This window comes from Pseudoalteromonas sp. MSK9-3 (genome assembly GCF_003590335.1).
GTDB lineage: Bacteria > Pseudomonadota > Gammaproteobacteria > Enterobacterales > Alteromonadaceae > Pseudoalteromonas.
On sequence record NZ_MIET01000011.1, the window covers coordinates 137,668 to 160,756 of the forward strand.

Here is a 23,089-nt window from a genome sequence, read left to right on the forward strand (position 1 = left end):
ATTCTGTTGATTTAATTATTACAGAGTATAACACTACAATTTACAGTTAAAAAGGTGAGACACACTACTCCAGACTGAATATAATAGTCGAAAATTTTATCCCGTTCTATTAAAGGCGATTTATTATGATTATTGGTGTACCTAAAGAAATAAAAAACCACGAGTACCGCGTAGGTATGGTTCCAGCAAGTGTTCGTGAACTAATTAACCACGGCCACCAAGTATTTGTAGAAACGAATGCAGGTACTGGCATCGGTTTCACTAATGAAGACTACATTCAAGCAGGTGCTGAAATTTTAGACACTGCTGCAGACGTGTTTGCTAAAGCAGACATGATCGTAAAAGTAAAAGAGCCACAGGCTGTTGAACGCGCTATGCTGCGTGAAGGTCAAATCCTATTCACTTACCTTCACTTAGCACCAGATCTTCCACAGACAGAAGACCTTGTTAAGAGCAAATCAATCTGTATCGCTTACGAAACAGTAACAGATCCTCGTGGCGGATTACCGCTTCTAGCACCTATGAGTGAAGTAGCTGGCCGTATGTCTATTCAAGCTGGTGCTCAGGCACTTGAAAAATCAAACGCTGGTCGCGGTATGTTACTTGGTGGCGTACCAGGTGTTGAGCCTGCGAAAGTAGTAGTTATCGGCGGCGGTATGGTTGGTAACAATGCTGCGCAAATGGCTGTAGGCATGGGTGCAGACGTTGTTATACTTGACCGCAACACAGACGTACTACGTCGCATTGATGCTCAATTCGGTAACCGCGTTAAGGCTATCTACTCTACTGCAGATGCACTAGAAAAACACGTATTAGAAGCTGACCTAGTTATTGGTGGCGTACTGATCCCGGGTGCTGCTGCGCCTAAGCTGGTAACTGCTGATCATATTAAACGTATGAAGCCAGGTGCTGCGATTGTTGACGTTGCAATTGACCAAGGTGGTTGTATCGAAACTTCAAAAGCAACAACGCACGCTGAACCAACTTACATCGTAGACGACGTAGTACATTACTGTGTTGCTAACATGCCAGGTGCTGTGCCACGTACATCAACGTTTGCACTTAACAATGCAACGTTACCGTACATCATTAAACTTGCGAACAAAGGCTATAAAGCCGCACTTCTTGAAGATCAACACTTCATGAATGGCCTAAACGTTCTTAATGGTAAAATCACATGTAAAGAAGTTGCAGAAGGCTTTGACATGGAATTTGTTGACCCGCGTGCTGCACTAGAAAGTGCGTAAGCGACGGTCTTTTTTAAAAGCCTGCTATTAAGCAGGCTTTTTTGTGTCTCGCGGTATTGAACATTCACATACGTACCACTCAAATTAGCCTGATCGACATCACCTAGCTCAGCTTCCTCCCACGAATAAACTTCCTAGCTCTGCCTATACTCTCGCGCTATTACTTTGCATTAAATTTACCCAGTCTTATGCAATTAAAAGCTAATTTTTTATATCTACATGGCTAGATTTTGCGGATTAGCGTGAACTATTATAATAATTAACTCAAAAACTCTGTTACAGTAATCGCAACTAATTGTTGCAAGTTTTTGATCATGTTTTACATTTAAATGATGTAAAGTGTTGGAGATGTCACGTGAAGTTCAAACACAAAATTGTCCTAGTATCATCAGCCGTTCTTTTTTTAGCATTGAGTGTTCTTTCAATAAAACAATATTTCTCAATCAAACATAACCTTGAGACTCAAGTCGACCAAAGCGTATCTGAAATTATCCAAGGTATGAGTAACACAGTTACCGCTCAAATGGATGGCAGTATAAATTTGGCGACCCTAACTACCGGGCTAGTGGCCAATATTGATTCTTTGCCTAACGCAGCCCCTTTGCTTTCTCAACCAAAACTGACCGAGCAGTTTATTCTTATCGGATATGGAGAAGAGCAAACTGGAAAATATGTCGCGAGTAATCCATCTTGGGATCCAGGGCCAACTTGGGACCCTCGCAAGCGCCCTTGGTATACTGATGCTAAAGATGCTGGTCAAATCATTGTGACTGCACCTTACGCAGATTCAGTAAGTAACGAAATAGTTGTCTCTATTGGTACTCCAGTGAAGAAAAATGGTAACTTTCATGGGGCTATATTTTTTGATGTGAGCTTGGCTAAGCTCGGCAACATGATTAACTCTTTTAATTTATTTGATGCTGGTTTCGCGTTTATGGTGAGTAAAGACGGCATCATAATCTCTCATCCAAACACTAAGTTAAACGGACAAAATGCGTCTCAGTTCTTAGGCTCATTAGCATTCAACACGACAAAAACTCAATCGCTAACATTAAACGATAAAGAACACATTATTGTTTTTAAAGAAGTAGAAGGATATGACTGGTTAGTGGGTGTTGCACTGGAAAAGAAAACCGTATTTTCAGCAATCGATGCGTTAACCCAAGACTCCGTCGTATTCACCGTGCTGTTTGTACTAGTTAGTATTGTCGTGCTATCGATTGTTATTAACTTCCTTATGAAACCCCTAGCAGACATTAACGATGCAATGGCCAATATTGCACAAGGTAACGCAGATTTAACAGTGCGTCTAAATACAGCCAGTGAGCCAGAGTTTTCATCTTTAGCGCAAAACTTTAATTTATTCACCACTCGACTTCAACAACTCATTGCTGACATTCAAGTGTTAGGACATGAGATCCTTGCTGATGCCAAACAAACCTCTTCTGGTGCTAATCATGCGAGTACAGCTATATCACGACAGCTAGAGTCACTTAGCGCGCTTGCTTTAGCCACGGAGAACATGTCAACTACAGAACAGCGAGTTGCTACAACTGCGCAAGAAGCTGCAGAAGCAATACAAAGTACAGATAGCGCGGCATTAGACGGGCAAAAAATTGTCACAGAAACAACGGATACAATTGCCCATTTATCTGAGCAAATTTCTACTGCTGTTAATGTTGTAAATGAGCTGGAAGTATCATCAAGTGGAATTGAACAAATATTATCTGTAATAAATGGCATTGCAGAGCAAACTAACCTCTTAGCGCTCAACGCTGCCATAGAAGCTGCCCGAGCAGGTGAATCCGGTCGAGGTTTTGCAGTTGTTGCAGATGAGGTAAGAACCCTCGCACAGCGTACACAAGAAGCAACGACTGAAATCAAAACCATGATTGACCAACTCCAGTCTGGTGCCGTTAATGCAGTACAGGTTATGAAACAAAGCCAATCAGTGGTCGAAAAAACGGTTGGCAAAGCTGATGAAACAAAATCATCTCTTGATACAATACGTAGCGCGATTGCGCATATTGTTGATTTAAACTTACATATTGCCAGTATGCTAAACGAACAACGTCAAGTGGTAGATGATGTTAACCATAATGCATTAGAAATAAGAAATATCTCTGATATGGTGTTTAATGAAGCCAATACAGTAGACGAAACAATGCAAAGTCAAGTTGATAAAATTGCACATCAAGAAAATATGCTAGAACAATTTAAAGTATAATCCCTTTTACTGTAACTGGCATGTCAAAATACTGATATGCCAGTGTATTCTTATTATTTTTTCATACCCACCAACCCATCTTCTGTCAATAAATATTACTAAAACGCAAAATCAGTAATAAGTTTTATTCAACAATGCAATTGCGAATACATCTCATTACCCGTATAATCCGCGCAAATTCTCTACTCTCTCAATAATATTCTGGGTTCAAAGATGAAAAAACTTAAACTAAAATATCCCAAGCTCCTCGCTGCTTCCCTTATCGCACTGTCAGGAAATACGCTTGCTGATGATATAAAGCAAGATGACATTGAAAAAATTACGGTTAGCCCTACTGGGCTTATTTCATATGTCAGTGCCTCAGCAAGTAAATCAGATACGCCAATTATCGAAAGCCCCGTATCTGTTTCAGTACTTACCTCAGAACGAATTCAAGCTCTCGGCGCAGAAAACCTACAAGAAGCAATTGGTTATGTGGCAGGCGTTTTTAACGGCCCGTATGGCGTAGATACGCGCGGCGATTGGGCCAATATTCGTGGCGTAGCACCCGTACAATACTTAGACGGCCTACAGCTGATGTTTGGTTATTACAATAATGCACGTCCAAATACCTATAACATGGAGCGGATTGAGATATTGAAAGGTCCCTCATCAATGCTTTACGGACAAGGCTCAACGGGCGGGATCATAAACATGGTCACCAAGCGCCCTCATGCACAAACGGAGGGAGAGATCATCGCACAAGTCGGTAACTTTGGTCGTAAACAAATAGCCGGTGATTTCAACACAACATTAACTGATAACGGATCGGTTGAAGCACGCTTTGTGGGACTATACCGAGAAAGTGGTACTCAAACTGACTTTGTTGATAATGACGCTACTTTCTTCGCGCCAAGTTTAGCATGGCATATCAATGACAGTACGAGCATAACAGTACTGGCTAATACTCAAAAAAATAAATCAGGCTCTAGTACTCAGTTCTTTCCCCATGAAGGCACACTCTTACCAGCAGAGCATGGTCAAATCGACAGTCGTCGTTTTGTAAGCGAGCCTGGCTGGGATAAATATGACACAGAACAAAATGCAGTTACACTCATTTTAGATCACGCATTAAATGAGGACTTCTCAATAAGCTGGTCATCGCGTTATTTAGAGAGCGAAGCCATTTACCGTACCATGTATGCGTGGCCACCAAAGTTTCAGGATGATAAGCGCAGTATTGAACGTAACTTCAGTTTACAAGATGCATCATCTGACACAATTACATCTGACCTACAGCTTCATGGCCTCATTTACACCGGAGACCTTGAGCATAACTTAGTTGTGGGTCTTGATTATCAAAGCGCAGATACCGATACAGACCGCTTATACCTCACTCCCGCGTCAATAAAAGCAGCCATAGGTTTAGATGTAAATACGTCGCTGGACTTGTATAACCCTGAATATGGTAAAACAGGGTTCTTACCTACCACAGCCCTGATCCCAGACACGCCAGGGAAGAATGATCGTCAGTTAGGTTTCTACATTCAAGATACCATTAAATATGATAACTGGGTGTTTAATGCCGCACTGCGTCGAGACAAGGTTAAAAGCCAAAGCGATGCCGTTAATTCAGTTAAGACTACGCAATCTGCAACAACAGGTCGCCTAGGGATCCTATACAGTTTTGAAAATGGTATCGCACCTTATGCGAGCTACTCAGAATCTTTTCTACCAATTTATGGTTCACGCCCACAAGGAGGTGATTTCAAGCCTCAAGAAGGTGAACAAGTCGAAGTTGGTGTTAAGTTCCAACCAAAAGGAACTGAGCACCTGATCACAGCTTCATATTTTGACATCACTGATAAAAATAAAAAGCGTGTGGTCTCGCCAGAAGTCACCGTACAAGATGGCAGTGTTGATATAGAAGGATTCGAAGTAGAGGCACAATTAGAGTTTGACCAATTTGATGTATATTCTGCTTATGCCTATACCAAATCTGAACAAGAAACATCCGATAAAACACTGGCGGAACTTGTACAATTGTATGCATCGGGTCAAACAAGCTATTTAAGCCAAGCCCTGACCGATACAGCACCGCTGTCAGCAACACCTAAACACATGTTAAATACATGGATTACGTATAGACCAGAGCAATCATTTGAAGGGTTTAAAGTAGGTGCTGGCTTTAGATATGTGGGTGAAACATACGATGGCAGTCGAGACATCACATTCATGGGCCAAGCCATTAATACCCGTAAAGTCACCGATAGCTATACCCTATTTGACTTTATGATCGGTTATGAATTTGACAACATAGATATTAACCTTAACGTCAAGAACTTAAGTGATAAAACAGTCGTAACAAGCTGCCTTTATCGCGGTGATTGTTTTTATGGTCAACGCCGCACTGTAACAGCAAACATTAAATACAAGTTTTAAGAACGTATAAAATATCAAGGGCAAGGTGTTCATTTACCACTGCACTATGCTCTTAACACGCTGAATTGAGAAACCCTCTCAAATTGCGTCTTTATCAGGCTTTAGCAGGCTTTAGCAGGCTTTAGCAGGCTTTAGCAGGCTTTAGCAGGCTTTAGCAGGCTTTAGCAGGCTTTAGCAGGCTTTAGCAGGCTTTAGTATTCATGGAATTGAGAACCATGACAAGTGTACATTACAAAAATCAGCCTAACTTAAAAATTAGTGTACTTCTAACTTTAACTCACATGCAGGTATTTTAAATTATTACACCTTTCCATTTACTCTCACATTTAAAACAAAGAATAAAATACATTTAATTTTTAATTTAAAAAGGCCATTTAAAAACAGCCTTTTATTACATATAAATTCCCACTTAAAATAAATAGATTTTTAATATAAGTGGTAATTTTGAAAAACCCTTAACAGTGGCCGATATATGTACTGTTACTTGTTCTACCAGCGTTTGACAAATGTGTCCAAGTCACATAACCACTTCTTTTTGATACGAAATCAATTATACGACTAATATAGCCCGAAGATGTATTTTCTCTTTGTGTAATTTGAGATAAGTTTGAACCATCTTTGCATGCAGTGTAATAAGCTGCTGATTGAGTGTTATTATCTGTAAACTTCCAAGTCGCACGATCTTTGATTACCTGAAATTCAGAAACATACTGACCAGATGATGCAGATTGAGTTACTTGGTAATTGTCACATGAATAACCTCCATTAAAAAAATCGCAACCACTATCAACATTAATAACTATTGAAGCATTAGATGGTAACATACAGTTATTTCCATTAGAGTCACAGATTTCAACTTCATAGAAGTGACTGCCACTCATGTCTATCGGTCTCGCAAAACGACGCTCTGTATAACCTTTTCTAAAAGCAAGCCTTGGCTCACCATTAGGCTTGGTTACCCATAGGTTAAAAGTAGGATTAGGGTAGTTATTCGGTGTTAATTGAGTCCAATCTAATACAGTGATTTCACCAATCTTCATATTAGTCTGTGAAGCAGTAAGACTTGCTGAGGCAGAAAAAGCCGAAAACACTGCTGCCATACCTAAAGCTAATGTACTTTTTTTTATATTATAAACCATAATAAATATCCTTTTAGTTATTTTTAATTTAAACGTGAAATTTCAACGCCTTTAAACAAGGAAATGCAAGGCCAAATAAAAATCACGAAAAGAACATTAAACCTTTACAAAATAAAAATCAACAAAAAACAACCCACATTAAAAACAATGATTTAACAAACCCAACCAAGTCAAAAAACCAGCATTATTTAATATAACAAAATAAAAACAAAAAATTAAAAGATCCTTATTTCATATAATAAAATAAAAAGTTAGAAAGGCATTATTTCATATAATAAGTGCAACACTCATAGAAAGGTGTATAAGAGTAAGCCAACTGCTGGAAAAGGTCACAAAACGCGTTGAATCCTAAATCACTTAAATTCTTTGGTTTAATGCGTTCAGAGCATTAAATACCTTAACCCATAATGCAAAATGAAGAAGAAAACGGCCTTATTTCCTAAATCATTGAACTTGTGGGCTCTGTGCGATCATATCATTAAATGTGGACTTACCAGACTTTGCTAAACACTAAATGAGTTACATTATAACTTCTAATAAGAGATGTTTTATGAAGGCTGGGAAGTCCAATGATCGTTTTAAACAATTAATGGCTGATTAGCTAAAAAGTCGTCAATTTAATCGTCAGCATACTGAAACGATGATTATAGTGAAGGCAATAAGTAAAGTGAATGGGCCGGGGATGCCCAAATATCAGCAATAGAGTTAACACTGAGAAATTGATTGCTAGTTAGCTATTTGATCAACATTGCCGCCTCAAACTATCTTTGATTCACTGAAGTTCCTTAGTCTAGCGGTTGTACTGTTGCAAGTCGTTCTTCAGCTGATTTTTTTAGAGGACAATTGAGGCGGCTAAGCCTGGGGCTTATTTAACCCATCCCATAAGTGTTTCTGGTGTACATCCCAGTTTATCTGAAATTGCTACTAACTATGCCCAAAGGGAAGAGTGCCATGTAGTTTGCAATAAAAAGCCAAACTGCACATTTACGAAGTTATGCCGTATAGCGTTCTGATTTTACACACTTCCTGTTTCTCAAGTTATTGAGTCTCTATATTAACGAATCTCACTAGTTCACTCGCCAGGGTGGGTTTAAACGATTCTCTCCAGCCCAATATAATTTTATTTTATTCCCAGATGGGTCATATAACACCGCCTCGCGCCACAGGTAGCTTTGATCAACAGGCTCGTGTTCAAAAGTGAGGCCCTTGCTCACAAGTTCGAGATACCATTCATCCAATCTCTCTGACTCAAAGTAGATTACAGCGCCATTGTTATAAACAGATAAATCGAGTGACAACGAAAATGTTGCGCCGCCATCAGGGCATTCAAATCTCGCGTAATGTGCTGTATCAACAATGTGAGTAAAACCTAGTAGCCTATAAAAATCGACAGCCTGTTTCATATCTCTGACAGGTAAAGTAACTTGATTCAAATTCATTTAATACTTTCCTTAATTCAAGTTTTCAAACTATTTTTATGCTAAATAGTTACGCTACTACGTAAAGCGGTAGCTGCCTTACCGCAGATCGCAACCCTGTCATTATCAACCAAACAATCCAGGATCCCACCTCGTTCAGACGCTTGATAAGCAACTAATGCGTTTTTATTTAATCGGCGAGCCCAAAATGGCGCAAGACCGGTATGAATTGACCCTGTTACAGGATCTTCATCACCCCCATTAGCTGGCCAAAAATAACGCGAAACAAAATCATATTCTTGAGATAAAGCAGTCACAACAACATCTCTTGGGGCCAGCTTAATTAATTCACTCGTCGTGTATTCTAACATATGCACATCGTGCTCTGTGTTATAAATTGCGAAGTAAGCTTGAGCATTGCAATATACCTCAGCTGGCTTAATCGTAAGCCCTGTTATTAAAGCCTTTGGTGGAGAAGTAACTAAGTTAGGTTCTTGTTTGGGAAAATCCATAAGAATTGCACCATCAACTTGCTTTTCAACGGTTATATCACCAACTGCTTTAGTAATAAACACCACTTTTTCTAACTCTGGGTTTTCTTCAAATAAATAATGTGCAGATGCAAGTGTAGCGTGTCCGCAAAAGTCAATCTCAGTTAATGGTGAAAACCAACGGATCTCATATTTATTTTTATTCTGTATAATAAACGAGGTCTCCGACACATTGTTTTTTGTTGCAACCTCTTGCATTAACTGTTTAGTTAATGGCATATCAACTTCTATAACCGCCGCAGAATTCCCTTTGCAATTATACCCTATAAATGCATCGATAAATCGTACTAACAACTTCATAATTTAACGTCTCCGCCTTAGATTAACCATGAATACATAACTTACCATAACTCGAAACAAACATAACACCACTAATTTTAAATGACTTTAATTCCTTCTTATTAATTTTTTTATATGTTACAAAGTAGATGATAGGTCATTGGGGCTTATAAATTAAGGAAAGCAAAATGAGATTAAATCTAAAAAAGAAAAACATGAAAAATCTATCAATGGATAAGAGCATAGATAAAGCGCAAACACCTGAGATTGCTGGCGCGTATAGAGAACGTCAATCTAATAAATGTCACCAAAGCTGGGGATGCAAATCTGACTACGATGGTTGTACAACAGTAACTTGTTTCTAAAGTAACACAGATAAAAAACACTTAATGAGAATAAAAACACTTTTATCTCATTAAGTTTTATTCGCAATAATAACACCCCACCCTTCAATGTAAACAGCGTAACTCCGCATTCACCAGGAAATATAAAACCAATCATGTTACACTTATATATTAAGTTTAATTTTAATAGAGGAAAAATTGAAAAAAACAATAAAAAAACTCAATAACTATACCTTTCTTCTGTGTTGCGCTTTATTAGTTACGCAGGCGTCTGCCACTACAATCATTAATAATGTATATACAGAAAAAGGCCTTGCTGGCAGCATGTCGCAAACGCAAGTTGACAAAAATACTTACACATCAAAAACACAGTTTGGTTGGAATAACCGTCGAGTCAATATTAGTGAAACTATGTCGTTAGGAGAAAATGGTATCCCAGTTTCTTTTACAACCCATGGTAGTTCTGCATTCGGTGCACCAATATCCGAAAAATTCGAATATAACAAGGGTATTGCGACATGGCAGGATACCGATGAAAAAGGCAGTATAAAAGACGACACCGTCAATTTTTACGTAGCGAAAAACTCATCCCTGATACTTGAAAATGCGCGTTTGCGTTATTTAATTAAAACAGGAAAAACACAGGCTGATGTATACCCACATGGTCAAGTTCAGGTTCGTAAGTTATTAACCCGCAAACTACAAAATGCAGACATTCACCTTTACGTTACTAGCGGTTTAGCCCTCACACCTGACTTTGCATGGTACGACAATAAAGGCAATTATTTTGCGCAAAGTTGGGGGGGCGGCATGTATGTTTTACGTAAGGGTGTTCCACAATCAGAATTTGCCACGCTGCGTAAACTTCAAAAAGAACAAGAACAAATCTATTTAGAAGATTTGTCTGCATCTCTTACCCATACACATCAATCACTGTTAATTAAAGACGTGGCAGTACTCGATGTTGAGCAAGGCGTTGTTACTTCTGGGCAACATGTTTTGCTGCGTGACGGTAAAATAAAGCGTATTTCAAATGAACCAATTCAAGTAAATGGTATGGCCACAGTGAATGGCTCAGGAAAGACATTGATCCCCGGCTTATGGGATATGCATGGCCACCTCTCTAAAGAAAATGGCATTTTAAATATCGCCAATGGCGTAACAAGTGTTCGAGATATGGGTAACGAACACAAAAACATCATGGAAATAGAGTCATTATTCGATACCAACCGAGTGCTCGGCACACGTGTTTATCGTGCTGGCTTTATGGACAAACTCAGTGAAAACTCAGCAGGGCTTAGTGTTGAAACACTTGAAGAGGCGTTGAACACCGTCGACTTTTTTGCTGATAATGGCTATGTACAAATCAAACTTTACTCATCAATCGACCCTAAATGGGTTAAGCCCATCGCAGATAGAGCACATAACCGAGGGTTGCGACTCAGTGGACACGTACCCGCATTTATGACTGCAGAACAAGCAATAAATGCAGGTTATGATGAGATCCAACATATCAATATGCTGTTTTTAAACTTTTTAGCAGGTCAAGATGTCGACACTCGCACCACAAAACGCTTTAGTTTAATTGGCGAACAGGCAACCGAGTTACCCCTCGATACTGACGAGATGACAGCATTCATTAAACTGCTCGCGGATAAAAAAATCGTGGTAGATGCCACGGTATCGACTTTTAGAAGTCTACTCATGGCCGAGAATGAAAAAGTAAACCCTGAATATGCACACTTAATAGATCACATGCCAGTGTCTTTTGTGCGCCAAATGAAGGGCGCCGCTATGCATGTTGAAGAAATTCATAAAATTAACTACCAGCGCTCCGGTGAAGCAATGCAAAATATGTTGAAAAAGCTGTACGATGCCGGTGTCAATATTGTACCAGGCACGGATAACGTTGCGGGCTTTACCTTGATCCGAGAACTTGAGCTGTATGCCCTTGCCGGGTTCCCAACCGCAGAGGTAATGAAAATGGCCACCATTAACTCCGCAAAATTAATAGGGGTTGCACACAAAACAGGATCTATTGACGAAAATAAAACTGCAGATCTGGTACTCGTTGATGGTGATCCACTTGAAGACATAAAGGCACTGCGTAAACCATCATTGATCATTAAAGGTGAACAAGTATTCAAGCCAGAACAAATTTATAACGCGATTGGTGTTAAACCGTTTGTATCAGCGAGCAAAATCACACATTAAATAATACAGATACAGAACCACTTTCCCTTTAATAAAGGGTACTTTAATAACAGGGTTAGGATTTACTCTTTCCTAATCTCTGTTATTAACTAATTGTATGGCTTAAATTTATGGCTGCCGTACTTAAAACTTTAGTCTAACGCTCACTCACCATCGACATCAAAATCCATTCCACTTTTTAACGTTCATTTCTAATGGCCTATAAAAAGTGCCCTACTATATAGCCGCGCCATCACGCACTATATCAAGACTTCACACTAATCAATCATTCCCATAGTCTATAATTCAACTCTAGCGAGCATGGCTTTTGACTTGATTGATAAATAATCAAACTGAGCTGTAACTGATAAGCAAATCCGTCACTGTTACAGTACACCTCAATTAAATGATTACTCGGCGAGGCAAATCAGGTAAAATAAGCCGGTTTTATATATGAGCATTGTATAGCAAAAGAGGTTTCTATGAGTTTGTACACAGAATACATGGATGAAATCCAAAACCGTAAACAAGAACTTGGATTGAATCCAAAGCCAATTGATAGTGCTGATTTACTATCTGAAATTATTGGTCAAATTAAAGATACGGGTCATGCGCATCGCGAAGACTCATTAAATTTCTTTATCTACAACACGCTACCAGGAACCACCAGCGCAGCCGGTGTAAAAGCAAAATTCCTAAAAGAAATCATTCTTGGTGAGTCTGTTTTAGAAGAAATCACATCTACTTTCGCTTTTGAATTACTATCTCACATGAAAGGTGGTCCTTCTATTGAAGTGCTACTTGATTTAGCATTAAGCGATAATGCAGCTGTTTCTGCACCAGCAGCTGACGTATTAAAAACACAAGTATTCCTTTATGAAGCTGATACTGAGCGTCTAGAAGTTGCATTCAAAGCGGGCAATGCAATTGCAAAAGACATTCTAGAGAGTTACGCACAAGCAGAGTTTTTCACTAAACTACCTGAAATTGAAGAAAAAATTGACGTTGTTACTTATATTGCTGGTGAAGGCGATATCTCAACTGACTTACTTTCTCCAGGTAACCAAGCGCACTCTCGTGCTGACCGTGAATTACACGGTAAATGCATGATCACTCCTGAAGCACAACAAGAAATTGTAGAGCTACAGAAAAAGCACCCTAACGCAAAAGTGATGCTTATTGCTGAAAAAGGTACTATGGGTGTTGGTTCGTCACGTATGTCTGGCGTTAATAACGTGGCACTTTGGGCGGGTAAACAAGCAAGTCCATATGTTCCATTCATTAACATTGCGCCAGTAGTTGCAGGTACAAATGGTATCTCACCTATTTTCTTAACGACAGTTGGCGTAACTGGCGGTATTGGTCTTGACCTTCAAAACTGGGTTAAGAAAACAGATGAAAATGGCAACAATGTTACTGACGCAAATGGCGACCCAGTACTTGAAGAAGCTTATTCTGTTGCAACGGGTACTGTATTTACAATCGATACCAAAGAGAAAAAACTATACAACGGTGACAAAGAACTTGTTGATGTGTCTTCAGCTTTCACTCCTCAAAAAGTTGAGTTCATGAAAGCAGGTGGTTCTTATGCGGTTGTATTTGGTAAGAAGCTACAAACTTTTGCAGCTGAAACATTAGGTATTGAAGCACCTGCTGTATATGCTGCATCAAAAGAGATTTCTCATGAGAACCAAGGCCTAACGGCGGTTGAAAAAATCTTTAACAACAACTCTGTCGGTGTTGCATCTGAAACTGCACTTCACGCAGGTTCTGATGTACGCGTTAAAGTAAACATTGTAGGTTCACAAGATACGACGGGCCCAATGACATCACAAGAGCTTGAAGCAATGGCTGCCTCTGTGATTTCACCTATTGTTGATGGTGCGTACCAGTCAGGTTGTCACACCGCATCTGTTTGGGATAGCAAAGCACAAGCTAACATTCCAAAACTAATGGCATTCATGAACAAATTCGGCTTAATCACAGCTCGTGATCCGAAAGGTGTTTACCATTCAATGACTGACGTTATTCACAAAGTGCTGAATGACATTACCATTGATGACCGCGCGATTATTATCGGTGGTGACTCGCATACACGTATGTCTAAAGGTGTCGCATTTGGTGCTGACTCTGGTACTGTTGCTCTAGCATTGGCTACAGGTGAAGCGGCAATGCCTATTCCTGAGTCTGTAAAAGTAACTTTTAAAGGCAGCATGAAAGGCCACATGGACTTCCGTGATGTAGTACATTCAACTCAAGCGCAAATGCTTAAGCAATTTAGCGGTGAAAATGTTTTCCAAGGTCGTGTTATCGAAGTACACATTGGTACTTTAATGGCTGACCAAGCGTTCACGTTTACTGACTGGACTGCAGAAATGAAAGCGAAAGCTTCAATCTGTATTTCAAATGACGAAACGCTGATCAAATCTATCGAGCTTGCTAAGAGCCGAATCCAGATCATGATCAACAAAGGTATGGAAAACGAAACGAAAACACTGCAAGGTCTTATCGACTTAGCAGATAAGCGTATCGAAGAAATTAACTCAGGTACTAACCCTGCGTTAGCACCGGATGACGCTGCGAAATACTATGCTGAAGTGGTTGTTGATTTAGACCAAATCAACGAGCCTATGATTGCTGACCCTGACGTTAATAACGAAGACGTATCTAAGCGTTACACGCACGACGTGATCCGCCCAGTATCATTCTACAACGACAAGCCTGTTGACTTAGGGTTTGTTGGGTCGTGTATGGTGCACAAAGGCGATATGAAGATCATCGCGCAAATGCTAAGAAATCTAGAAGCTAAAAATGGTGCAATTACATTTAACGCGCCATTGGTTGTTGCGCCACCAACATATAACATTGTTGATGAGCTTAAAGCAGAAGGCGACTGGGATATTCTTGCTAAGTATGCAGGATTCGAATTCGACGACGAAAAACCTAAAACTGCAGCACGTACTAAATACGAAAACATCATGTATCTAGAACGCCCAGGTTGTAACCTATGTATGGGTAACCAAGAAAAAGCAGAACCTGGTGATACCGTTATTGCAACATCTACGCGTCTTTTCCAAGGCCGTGTTGTTGCTGATACGTCAGAGAAAAAAGGTGAATCGCTACTTGGTTCTACCCCACTTGTTGTTCTGTCAACAGTATTGGGGCGCTTCCCAACAATTGAAGAATACACAGCAGCAGTTGATGGTATTGACCTAACAGCATTTACCCCGTTAGAAGAAGAACTAACAACTAAATTCAGCGCTGAAAAAGCAGTACCTGTAAAAGTTGTTGATGCTAACTAATACCACTAAAATAAAAGCGTAGCATATACGCTTTTATTTTAGTGTTGATTAAGGCTTGCTCGGTTATATAAATTTATTTAGTAACCGAGCAAGCCTTTTTATATACCTATTCGTTTTCCGATACCTGATTTAACCCATCCATAAATCACGCTGCAATTAAAAAAGCCCATATTTTATACTGCTCATTCAGCGCTAGAGAGTTTAAGTTCCATAGGTTGATAAACAAGCCCTGCTGACTCCCCTACCTCACCGGCATATTCAAAGCCGTACTTTTTATATATATCAATTGAAGATAGCGACGCGCTTACGGTTAAAATATCTGTGCATACATGGGGTAATATCGCGCTAAATAGTGCTCTTCCAACACCTTTATTTTGAAAATCTGGATCAACAAAAAACATTGCAATGTGATGCCCGGCTTTGAGCTCAATAACCCCAAAGATCTGATGATTATCCACAGCAACCAGTATGGTATTATCTTGCTGCATCCTCTCTAAAAATGCACTGGCCTTGGCTATTTTAGTAAACGTTAAAACCCCCTCACACGGTAAACAACTCGCGATAGATGTTTCAAATGAACGCATGCAAATAATATTGACTTGCGCTAAATCCTTTTCTTGAATTTTCCTGATTTCCAAAGAATTCACCTATAAAAAATGATATTTAAAAATAATTTCAGCTAATGAAAGCAATGGATCAGCGTAACAGAGTTATAAGCCAGTGCAAAGAACTCGCTTAACAGTACTCCAGATTAAACAATGACTTAATAACTTTTTTGAGGGTACTCCTGATATGAGAAAGCAGCGCAGCTATGTAAATGAAAACAGCTTTACATTAAACACATACAGCAAAAGCAATACTGAAAACATCGCGGCTGGTTCTTTGAAATTTTGGTAATAACAATAAAAGTATAACGATAGATGAAAGTGTTATAGGTAAACCCCTTGTTAAATATACTGTATACAATATATTTATTTTTGGTTTAATTATATTAAACCCTAGATGGCAACTTAAAGCTACATACAACATACACCGTAAATAAATTACAACATGATAAAGGAGAACACTATGAAATTCGCTTCATCACATTGGGCCAAGCTATTACTCGGCCCCGCAATACTGCTTTCACAACAAGCATTGGGTGCAACTCTGCCTGATGTATGTGCAACGCAAGGACCTTCAACCTCGATAACAGACGGCACACCAGTTTGTGTCAATGACAATGGCACAGCCTATTTAAGTTTGAGCGGCGCGAATGAACATAACAGTGTTGCTATCAGCACCGGCCATGGTAACGGTGACCTCAGTTTATATGTTGATCAAGGTCGCTGGCCTAGCACTGGGCCTAATAGCAATGCTTATAAGTCAATCACCTCAGGCACTAATGGTGAGTGCGTTGTCGTTAGTAACCCTAGTCAGTATTGGTTGATGATCGCAGTCACTGGCACCCGCAATAAATCGTCGATTGCCGTAGATTTTGGTGCAACGTCTTGTCGAGATGGTGGTGGTGACAATCCTGGGGATGGGCATACCGGCATTATTACTGCACCTAGCAATCTATCGGGTGCAACAACCGACTCGAGTGCTACCCTCTCTTGGCGCGACAACTCTAACAACGAAGATAACTTCATCATTCAACGTTCATCAGCAGGTGTATCTTGGCACACAGTAGCAACCGTTAACGCCAATGAAAGCAGCTTTACTGATACTGGTTTAGCGCAAGACAAAGTCTACTACTATGTAATGTATGCAAAGAATACGACAAATATATCTGGTTGGAGTGCAATATTAACGACTAGAACGAAAAAGTCAGACACAACTACGCCGCCTGATGGAGGGGATGGTGGTAATTTAGCCGATATTTGTGCAACCAGTGATCCGACTACTGAAACAGCACTCACAGATGGCGTACCAGTATGTGTACCAGCCGCTTCACAAGGCACTGGTTTTGCTATTTCAACGTTTAACCAAAATGTTACGAGTATCGCGATTAGTTCGTCTTATGGTTTAGGTAACTTAACACTCGCTGGTAGAACCGACGGTAAGTGGCCAAAATCTAGTGACGACAGCACCCGTTCGTCTAAAGTCGGGAATACTGAATGTGTGGTATTGACCAACCCTCGCAATGGCTGGAACAATATTCGCTTAGAGGGTTTATTCAAAGGCGCAAGTGTTGTCGCAGACTTTAACAAAACCAGCTGCCGAGTAACCCCAGGCGCGGATGACCCTGGTAATGATGGATATGATCATAATGGCGTTCATGTATTGGTTTATCCTTTTAGATTTCCAGATCAAGATTTAGAATTCACCACGGATCAAATCAATACAGAAATGCAAAAGACCAAAGATTACTTCACCGAGCAATCATACGGTAAGTTCAACTTTACTTGGGAAATTAAACCAAAAATTACGATGCCACAAAGTCACAATTACTATAACAATGACAAAACGTTATGGAACCCAGGCTATAAAGAGCAACTCGTTAATGTGGGGGTAGATCCAAACTTCCCAGGAGAGGCCACTATTATAATGGTGACTGCCCCGCCTGTAGGCACAGACTCAACCTACTTCATTAACTCTCAAGCCGGTCCACCACTTATGGAAATTTACACGTATGCTGCAGGTACAATTGCCCATGAAACTGGGCACGCTTTAGGATTACATCATTCAATGTCAATTGAAGGTGGTAATAGCATGCTAAATGGCAATTCAAATGATGTCGTCACGAACTATGGTAACGTCTTTGGCTTAATGGGTATGGGTGCACACTCTTTGGAAGAGATGAACCTAATGTATAAAGGTTATTTCAATAACTGGATCTCTGACACAGATGTACCAACGGCTGCGGCTTCCGGTAAATATCGTATCTATACGTACAACCATGGCACAGCAAATGGGCACAATGCACCAGGCGCAATTGGTCTTAAAATACCATCAGGCGATAAAACTTTTTGGATTGAATATTTAACGCGGCAAAAGAGTGAGGCAAATACCTCACCGGATCAACAATTACGTACGCCACTTTTACAAAATGGTATTGTGATCAATTTACAAAACTATATGGATAACAACGCGGCACCTTGGTACAACCATAACTCATTATTACTAGATTCAACACCAAACTCTCGCAGTTCAAATTGGGCGTTAGAAGATTTTAATGATGCTCCTTTACAGAAAAATCATACATTTACCGACCCTTGGGGTAAATTTAGTATTTACCCAATAGAAACAGGTGGCACACTGGGCACTGCAAATGCTTGGATTGATGTTCAAGTCACGTTTTTCTAAATAGTTAAATAAAAAACACCATCATATTAATGATGGTGTTTTTTATATTTTAATAGGAACCGCTTATCTATAAAACGCTAAAAATTAAATCATTGGACAGAAATATTAAATATTTCTTCTCAAAGGCAGGGTTTTAAAGTATAACTCTAATTCTCTACTTTCAGTACTATCAACTTCCAAGCTATTAACTTCTACGCTATCACTGCTATTAACAGTATAATTGATATATTTATAAGTAAAGTCAGATAAGTTAAACGTAAGATCAAACTGTTCACGTTCGCAGCAACTGTTATACGCCAGTCCTTTAAAAAACAAAATATCACCGTCGATCGATAAGCTATTATGATCATGCTTGGTGAATGTTGGTAATTGAAATACCCTGAGCGACTTTTTAGTTGGTATTACTAAATAAGCAGTATAATACGTTCTATTGCCCGATTCATGACTTGTCGCCAAATATATGTCTCGTTTTACATAGCGTAGCTTGTAAAAGTGGCTTTTTATTGATGCAAGACCACTTCCTGAAATTGGACCAAAGCTTGCTTGACCATGTAAACTACTTTGATAGTTTAAAAAATAGCTGCCTGGTAAATATGAGTAATGCCAACCCGACATAGAAATAACAGTGCTATTATTTGACTTTATAGAGTAATTTATATCAGCTTTGTATGATTGCACGATCAGTGCCGATTGATGAACATAAGCCTCAAAGCCTTTAAATTCAATCCGCGCCCACTCTGAGCCAGTTAAGAGCTCTGCTCTAATTGATTTGCCTCCCTCTAAAAGCCCTAATTTTTTAGCCTTTTTATCTGGGAGCGCTCTAACATTCACATTGATTTGGACAACTGCAGGTAAATAACCGCTAGCACTCTTTATTTCAATTAGTGATTTTGTTGATATCCCCCCCCAAGGCGCTTCAGCATTCGCCGAAAATGCAACAAGCAGCACGGAGAAAATTAATAAATGTAACACTCATACCCTTTAATATATTTCAGTCATAATAACCCTAATTTTATCAGGTTAAAACATACAGTAAAATAACTCCCTCCAAAATCAACATCAAAATGTGATACTCTCTAATATAAATAAAGTACATAAAAAGCCACTTGATTAAAGTGGCTTTCGGTTAGCTTCTCATGGAAACCTTAATAAAAACAATATCAGAGGTAAAATATTAGTCCACCTCTATAAATACATGGTCTAATTATGGGCAAAGCCAGCCTGTAGGACATCGACATTCACTTAAAGGGCCGAGTGTTTTCAGGTTTTTATAACCCCCAGCTACTTGAGGGGTATTCTCTAATGCTAAAGACGGTTTACTATCTAGTAGTTTTAATTTTGATTTTTTTAATTTTAATTTCATTACAATCTCCTTTTTAGATAAATCAAAATCACAATAACATCAAATGAGCAATTAACATACAAAAATAATTGGTGAATATCTAACTGACAATTACTTGCTCACCTTTAAGTATTTAAATCCCATAGCACCACCACTTCACCTGCGAATTCAAGCTGGAAGAGCTGCATTTTCGTCAAGTTCGTATAAGAGAAAATAGGTCTATAACAACATCAAACTACCTACAATGACGCTCACATCATTCAAGAATACACTGATAAGCATTAGAAAATATAAAGGGGTTAACTAGTTTTTGCATCATACACTCACTGGGTAATACCCCATCTGTAATATACCCCTTAAAAATAGGATCTGACTCGCATAATAATATGTCTAACGCGAAGCGATCCAGCCCGTAAATACCACGATGAATCATATTGGCACAGAAGATCAAAATATCACCTGCGCTTAACCCAACTTGCAGTGCGCCATCGATCTTTTCATGGTTTTTTCGCCCGTGTTGTTCTAATCGAATGGTAAGCTCTTCGTCAGTATCCCAACGTTTATGCGTCTGAGGAACAAGTTCAATACCAGGCTCGTCTTTCAATGCAACTCTAAAATGCACAACTTGTGGGCCCAATAAAGCGCTTTTTTGCTCACCTAATGACAGGTGATATTGTGGGTCTCTATGCCAATAATTAGATTGGTTTGGATTACGCGGATCAAAGAATAATTGAGTATTCACAAAGGTCGCTGTTGGCCCTATGAGTTTCAATATTATGTCACTCACTGTGTTTGAACTTATAAACTGAAACATCGCCAATCGAGCGGGTTCAGTTAAGGCCCCTTCTTTAGTTAAATAGGCCGAGTTAACCGCTCCCTGTTCATAGATGCTTTTGTTTTTTAATTTCCAGCTTTCATGAAACTGTAATGCAATGTCCTTAACGCTCGCTAATTCAGCCTCATTAAACGCAGCTTTGACGACGACAAACCCGTTTGTATTAAAGTCATTTATCACACAGCTACTCACAAAGTTTAATTCCAGTATCGCCAACCATCCAAATAATAGTAAAGCACATTCGGTTTATCTAGCGTACTAATAAGCTGACCAGTCTCTGCTAAATCTGGCGTAAATAGTGTCAACATTGGTTCCGCTAGCGAAGAATAAAATCGTGTGTTACTCAGTTCATAGTCTTGCTTTATTGAACACTCGTTTTTACATGCCATTACAAATCCCCACTCGCCAAAAGAAGGGACATTCACCTTTAGCGGCAAGGTGTCAAACCCACTCGCTTGTAAGGTATTATGAATTGACCAAAATGCACTTTTAGCAAAAAAAGGGCTCGTTGCTTGTGTTATGAGCACGCCATCTTTTTTAAGTATTTTTTTAGCCATTAAATAAAACTGCTTTGAGTAAAGCCTCGCCAGCGAAATGGTTTTTGGATCTGGTAAATCTATGAACACGGCATCAAATCGCATCTGTGTGTTTGACAGAAAAACCATCCCATCTTGGTGATGGACCATTACACGCGGATCGTCAAAAGCGTTATCATTGAGGGCTGTCAAATAGTGGTTTTCTCTAGCAAGTTCAGCAATTGCAGGGTCTAAATCCACCACCGTTATCGACTTCAGTTGTGGGTATTTAAGTAACTCTCTCACTGCGAGCCCGTCTCCCCCACCTAACAATAATACATGCTCGGCTTTTTCAACTCGCCTCATTAAAGGATGTACTAAAACTTCATGGTATCTATATTCGTCAATTGAAGAGAACTGTAAACCGCCATTTAAATATAACCGAACATCATTTTTATGGCGGGTCATAACCACCTGCTGATATTTACTCTGTTCACTGTGCACAACCGTGTCTTCGTATACATGGCCATTCCACGCTTTGTTCAGCTTTTGACTAAAAATCATCATGCCAACTAACACAAACAGCACCAGCATAAATGCCCGCTTTAACAGCCATTTTGGTGATTCTGAAAGCTGCGAAGAAAAATACCACAGAAGCGACAACGCGATACTGAGATTAATTAAGCCAAAGGTCAAAGAGGTTTTAAAAATTCCTAACCATGGCAAAAGGATAAATGGAAACACTAACGTGGCAATCAGTGCCCCAAAGTAGTCAATTGACAACACATTTGATAGATTTGCCTTTAACGTATAGTGTTTTTCCATTAATCGGCTCAATAAGGGGATCTCTAGCCCAATCAAGGTACCAATAACCGCGGTTAACACCACTGACGTAATTTGAACCGATACATCAACCGCATAAGCTAAATACAAAAATGGGACACACAAACCACCAAGCAGAGCCAATAATAGCTCAAAGCCTATAAATTTTTGCAGTAAACTCTCATCAGCAATAAACCTTGAAAGGTAAGAACCAACGCCCATAAACGCCATGTAAATACCAATCGTCAAAGAGAATTGTGTAATACTATCGCCTAAAAAATAAGAGCCTGTTGTTGCTATCAGTAGCTCATAAACGATTGAACATAACCCGGCGACAAAAATACTAAACAGTAGAATGTGGCTTTCACGTAGCACTACTTACCACCTCGTGAGGCTGATGTTCTGAACCCAGCACTGCCTAAACTATGTTCCCGCATCTGGCGATCACTTGAGATTGATTTATGTGAAGAACTCACATAAACCCAATTAATCGGTTCGTCACTTTTATGGCTAGCTAGCACACACAATACAATGGCAGGTAACACGACTACTAGAATAATGGTTAAACTAGATACACCAGAAAAAACGGATGACTTATCAAGGTAAAAATTTTTATAATCATTCTTATTCTCGAGAAAATTTGAACCATAGAATACATAACAAGCCAATATAATGCCTAATACCCATAACCACAGGGTTAGTATACTTGAGTCACCTTTGAGTGCAGTGATCCTAAAATAGTATTCACTACCATTGCCAGTACGATGTGGTCCCTTTTCATCATACAAAATAGCGGTATATTGACCTTTTTGTGGAAAACGCTGCGAGATACGGATTTTATCTCTGTATTCCGTCCACCTTCCGTCAGAGTCACGACCCGACTCAGCCCAAAGCTCATCTTTAATAGTAAATAGATACTGCTCATCTGGGCCAAAAACCATGAGTTCAAGACTTTTCCAGCTTTGTAGCGCCAATCTACCATTGACTTCAAAGCGCATAATTGACCCATTTTTAGGCACATCAAAAGCATATATACGTTCTGTATTCGCAAAAACAGATCCTGGTTGGAATTTGGTTTTTTGTACGGGGATATCGAGCAAACTACTATAAAAAAAACACACCACCCATGTTACTGCAATCACTAAAAATAGTTTTAAATGCGTCAT

At 39.4% G+C, this 23,089-nt stretch carries 16 protein-coding genes; 7 read left to right on the plus strand and 9 right to left on the minus strand.

Going from position 1 to position 23,089, the window contains the following annotated elements; genetic code table 11:
* Window positions 1-125: 125 nt before the first annotated feature.
* The 3 genes from ald to BGP78_RS04420 all read left to right on the plus strand — a co-directional run bounded on the left by ald (window position 126) and on the right by BGP78_RS04420 (window position 5,895).
* Window positions 126-1,247 (plus strand): alanine dehydrogenase, encoded by a 1,122-nt coding sequence (gene ald / locus BGP78_RS04410; RefSeq protein WP_119860272.1) that lies wholly within the window; start codon window positions 126-128, stop codon window positions 1,245-1,247.
* 355 nt (window positions 1,248-1,602) lie between these two features.
* Entirely contained in the window at window positions 1,603-3,474 is a 1,872-nt protein-coding gene (locus BGP78_RS04415; RefSeq protein ID WP_119860273.1) for a methyl-accepting chemotaxis protein, read from the plus strand.
* Between the two features lie 213 nt (window positions 3,475-3,687).
* A complete protein-coding gene (locus BGP78_RS04420; RefSeq protein WP_119860274.1) occupies window positions 3,688-5,895 on the plus strand; it encodes a TonB-dependent siderophore receptor in 2,208 nt (735 codons plus the stop codon).
* 455 nt (window positions 5,896-6,350) lie between these two features.
* Here the strand turns inward: BGP78_RS04420 and BGP78_RS04425 are convergent, their stop codons facing one another.
* The 3 genes from BGP78_RS04425 to BGP78_RS04435 all read right to left on the minus strand — a co-directional run bounded on the left by BGP78_RS04425 (window position 6,351) and on the right by BGP78_RS04435 (window position 9,303).
* Window positions 6,351-7,034 (minus strand): hypothetical protein, encoded by a 684-nt coding sequence (locus BGP78_RS04425; RefSeq protein ID WP_119860275.1) that lies wholly within the window; start codon window positions 7,032-7,034, stop codon window positions 6,351-6,353.
* 1,067 nt (window positions 7,035-8,101) lie between these two features.
* Entirely contained in the window at window positions 8,102-8,473 is a 372-nt protein-coding gene (locus tag BGP78_RS04430; RefSeq protein WP_119860276.1) for a VOC family protein, read from the minus strand.
* 41 nt (window positions 8,474-8,514) lie between these two features.
* A complete protein-coding gene (locus tag BGP78_RS04435) occupies window positions 8,515-9,303 on the minus strand; it encodes a PhzF family phenazine biosynthesis protein (protein ID WP_119860277.1) in 789 nt (262 codons plus the stop codon).
* Between the two features lie 167 nt (window positions 9,304-9,470).
* On the opposite strand from BGP78_RS04435, the gene BGP78_RS22605 reads away from it, so the two are divergent.
* From BGP78_RS22605 to BGP78_RS04445, 3 genes are all read left to right on the plus strand, one after another.
* Window positions 9,471-9,647 (plus strand): hypothetical protein, encoded by a 177-nt coding sequence (locus BGP78_RS22605; protein ID WP_171044258.1) that lies wholly within the window; start codon window positions 9,471-9,473, stop codon window positions 9,645-9,647.
* A 177-nt stretch (window positions 9,648-9,824) separates the two neighbouring features.
* Window positions 9,825-11,840, plus strand: coding sequence for an amidohydrolase family protein (locus BGP78_RS04440; protein ID WP_119860278.1), 2,016 nt, complete (start codon window positions 9,825-9,827; stop codon window positions 11,838-11,840).
* 461 nt (window positions 11,841-12,301) lie between these two features.
* A complete protein-coding gene (locus BGP78_RS04445; protein WP_119860279.1) occupies window positions 12,302-15,121 on the plus strand; it encodes a bifunctional aconitate hydratase 2/2-methylisocitrate dehydratase in 2,820 nt (939 codons plus the stop codon).
* A gap of 182 nt (window positions 15,122-15,303) precedes the next feature.
* Here the strand turns inward: BGP78_RS04445 and BGP78_RS04450 are convergent, their stop codons facing one another.
* On the minus strand, window positions 15,304-15,768 hold the full coding sequence (locus BGP78_RS04450; protein WP_259386153.1) for a GNAT family N-acetyltransferase: 465 nt from the start codon (window positions 15,766-15,768) through the stop codon (window positions 15,304-15,306).
* A gap of 421 nt (window positions 15,769-16,189) precedes the next feature.
* On the opposite strand from BGP78_RS04450, the gene BGP78_RS04455 reads away from it, so the two are divergent.
* A complete protein-coding gene (locus tag BGP78_RS04455) occupies window positions 16,190-18,409 on the plus strand; it encodes a hypothetical protein (protein ID WP_119860280.1) in 2,220 nt (739 codons plus the stop codon).
* A gap of 105 nt (window positions 18,410-18,514) precedes the next feature.
* On the opposite strand, the gene BGP78_RS04460 is transcribed toward BGP78_RS04455, so the two are convergent.
* The 5 genes from BGP78_RS04460 to BGP78_RS04475 all read right to left on the minus strand — a co-directional run bounded on the left by BGP78_RS04460 (window position 18,515) and on the right by BGP78_RS04475 (window position 23,089).
* Window positions 18,515-19,381 carry a hypothetical protein gene (locus BGP78_RS04460; RefSeq protein WP_119860281.1) on the minus strand — a complete coding sequence of 289 codons (867 nt, stop codon included), beginning with the start codon at window positions 19,379-19,381 and terminating at the stop codon, window positions 18,515-18,517.
* 232 nt (window positions 19,382-19,613) lie between these two features.
* Window positions 19,614-19,772 (minus strand): hypothetical protein, encoded by a 159-nt coding sequence (locus tag BGP78_RS22610; protein WP_157592875.1) that lies wholly within the window; start codon window positions 19,770-19,772, stop codon window positions 19,614-19,616.
* Between the two features lie 235 nt (window positions 19,773-20,007).
* Complete coding sequence (locus BGP78_RS04465) at window positions 20,008-20,766, minus strand: phytanoyl-CoA dioxygenase family protein (protein WP_259386155.1); 759 nt, start codon at window positions 20,764-20,766, stop codon at window positions 20,008-20,010.
* A 17-nt stretch (window positions 20,767-20,783) separates the two neighbouring features.
* Entirely contained in the window at window positions 20,784-22,298 is a 1,515-nt protein-coding gene (locus tag BGP78_RS04470; RefSeq protein WP_119860283.1) for a polyamine aminopropyltransferase, read from the minus strand.
* A complete protein-coding gene (locus tag BGP78_RS04475) occupies window positions 22,298-23,089 on the minus strand; it encodes a hypothetical protein (protein WP_119860284.1) in 792 nt (263 codons plus the stop codon). The genes BGP78_RS04470 and BGP78_RS04475 overlap by 1 nt, the downstream gene beginning before the upstream one ends.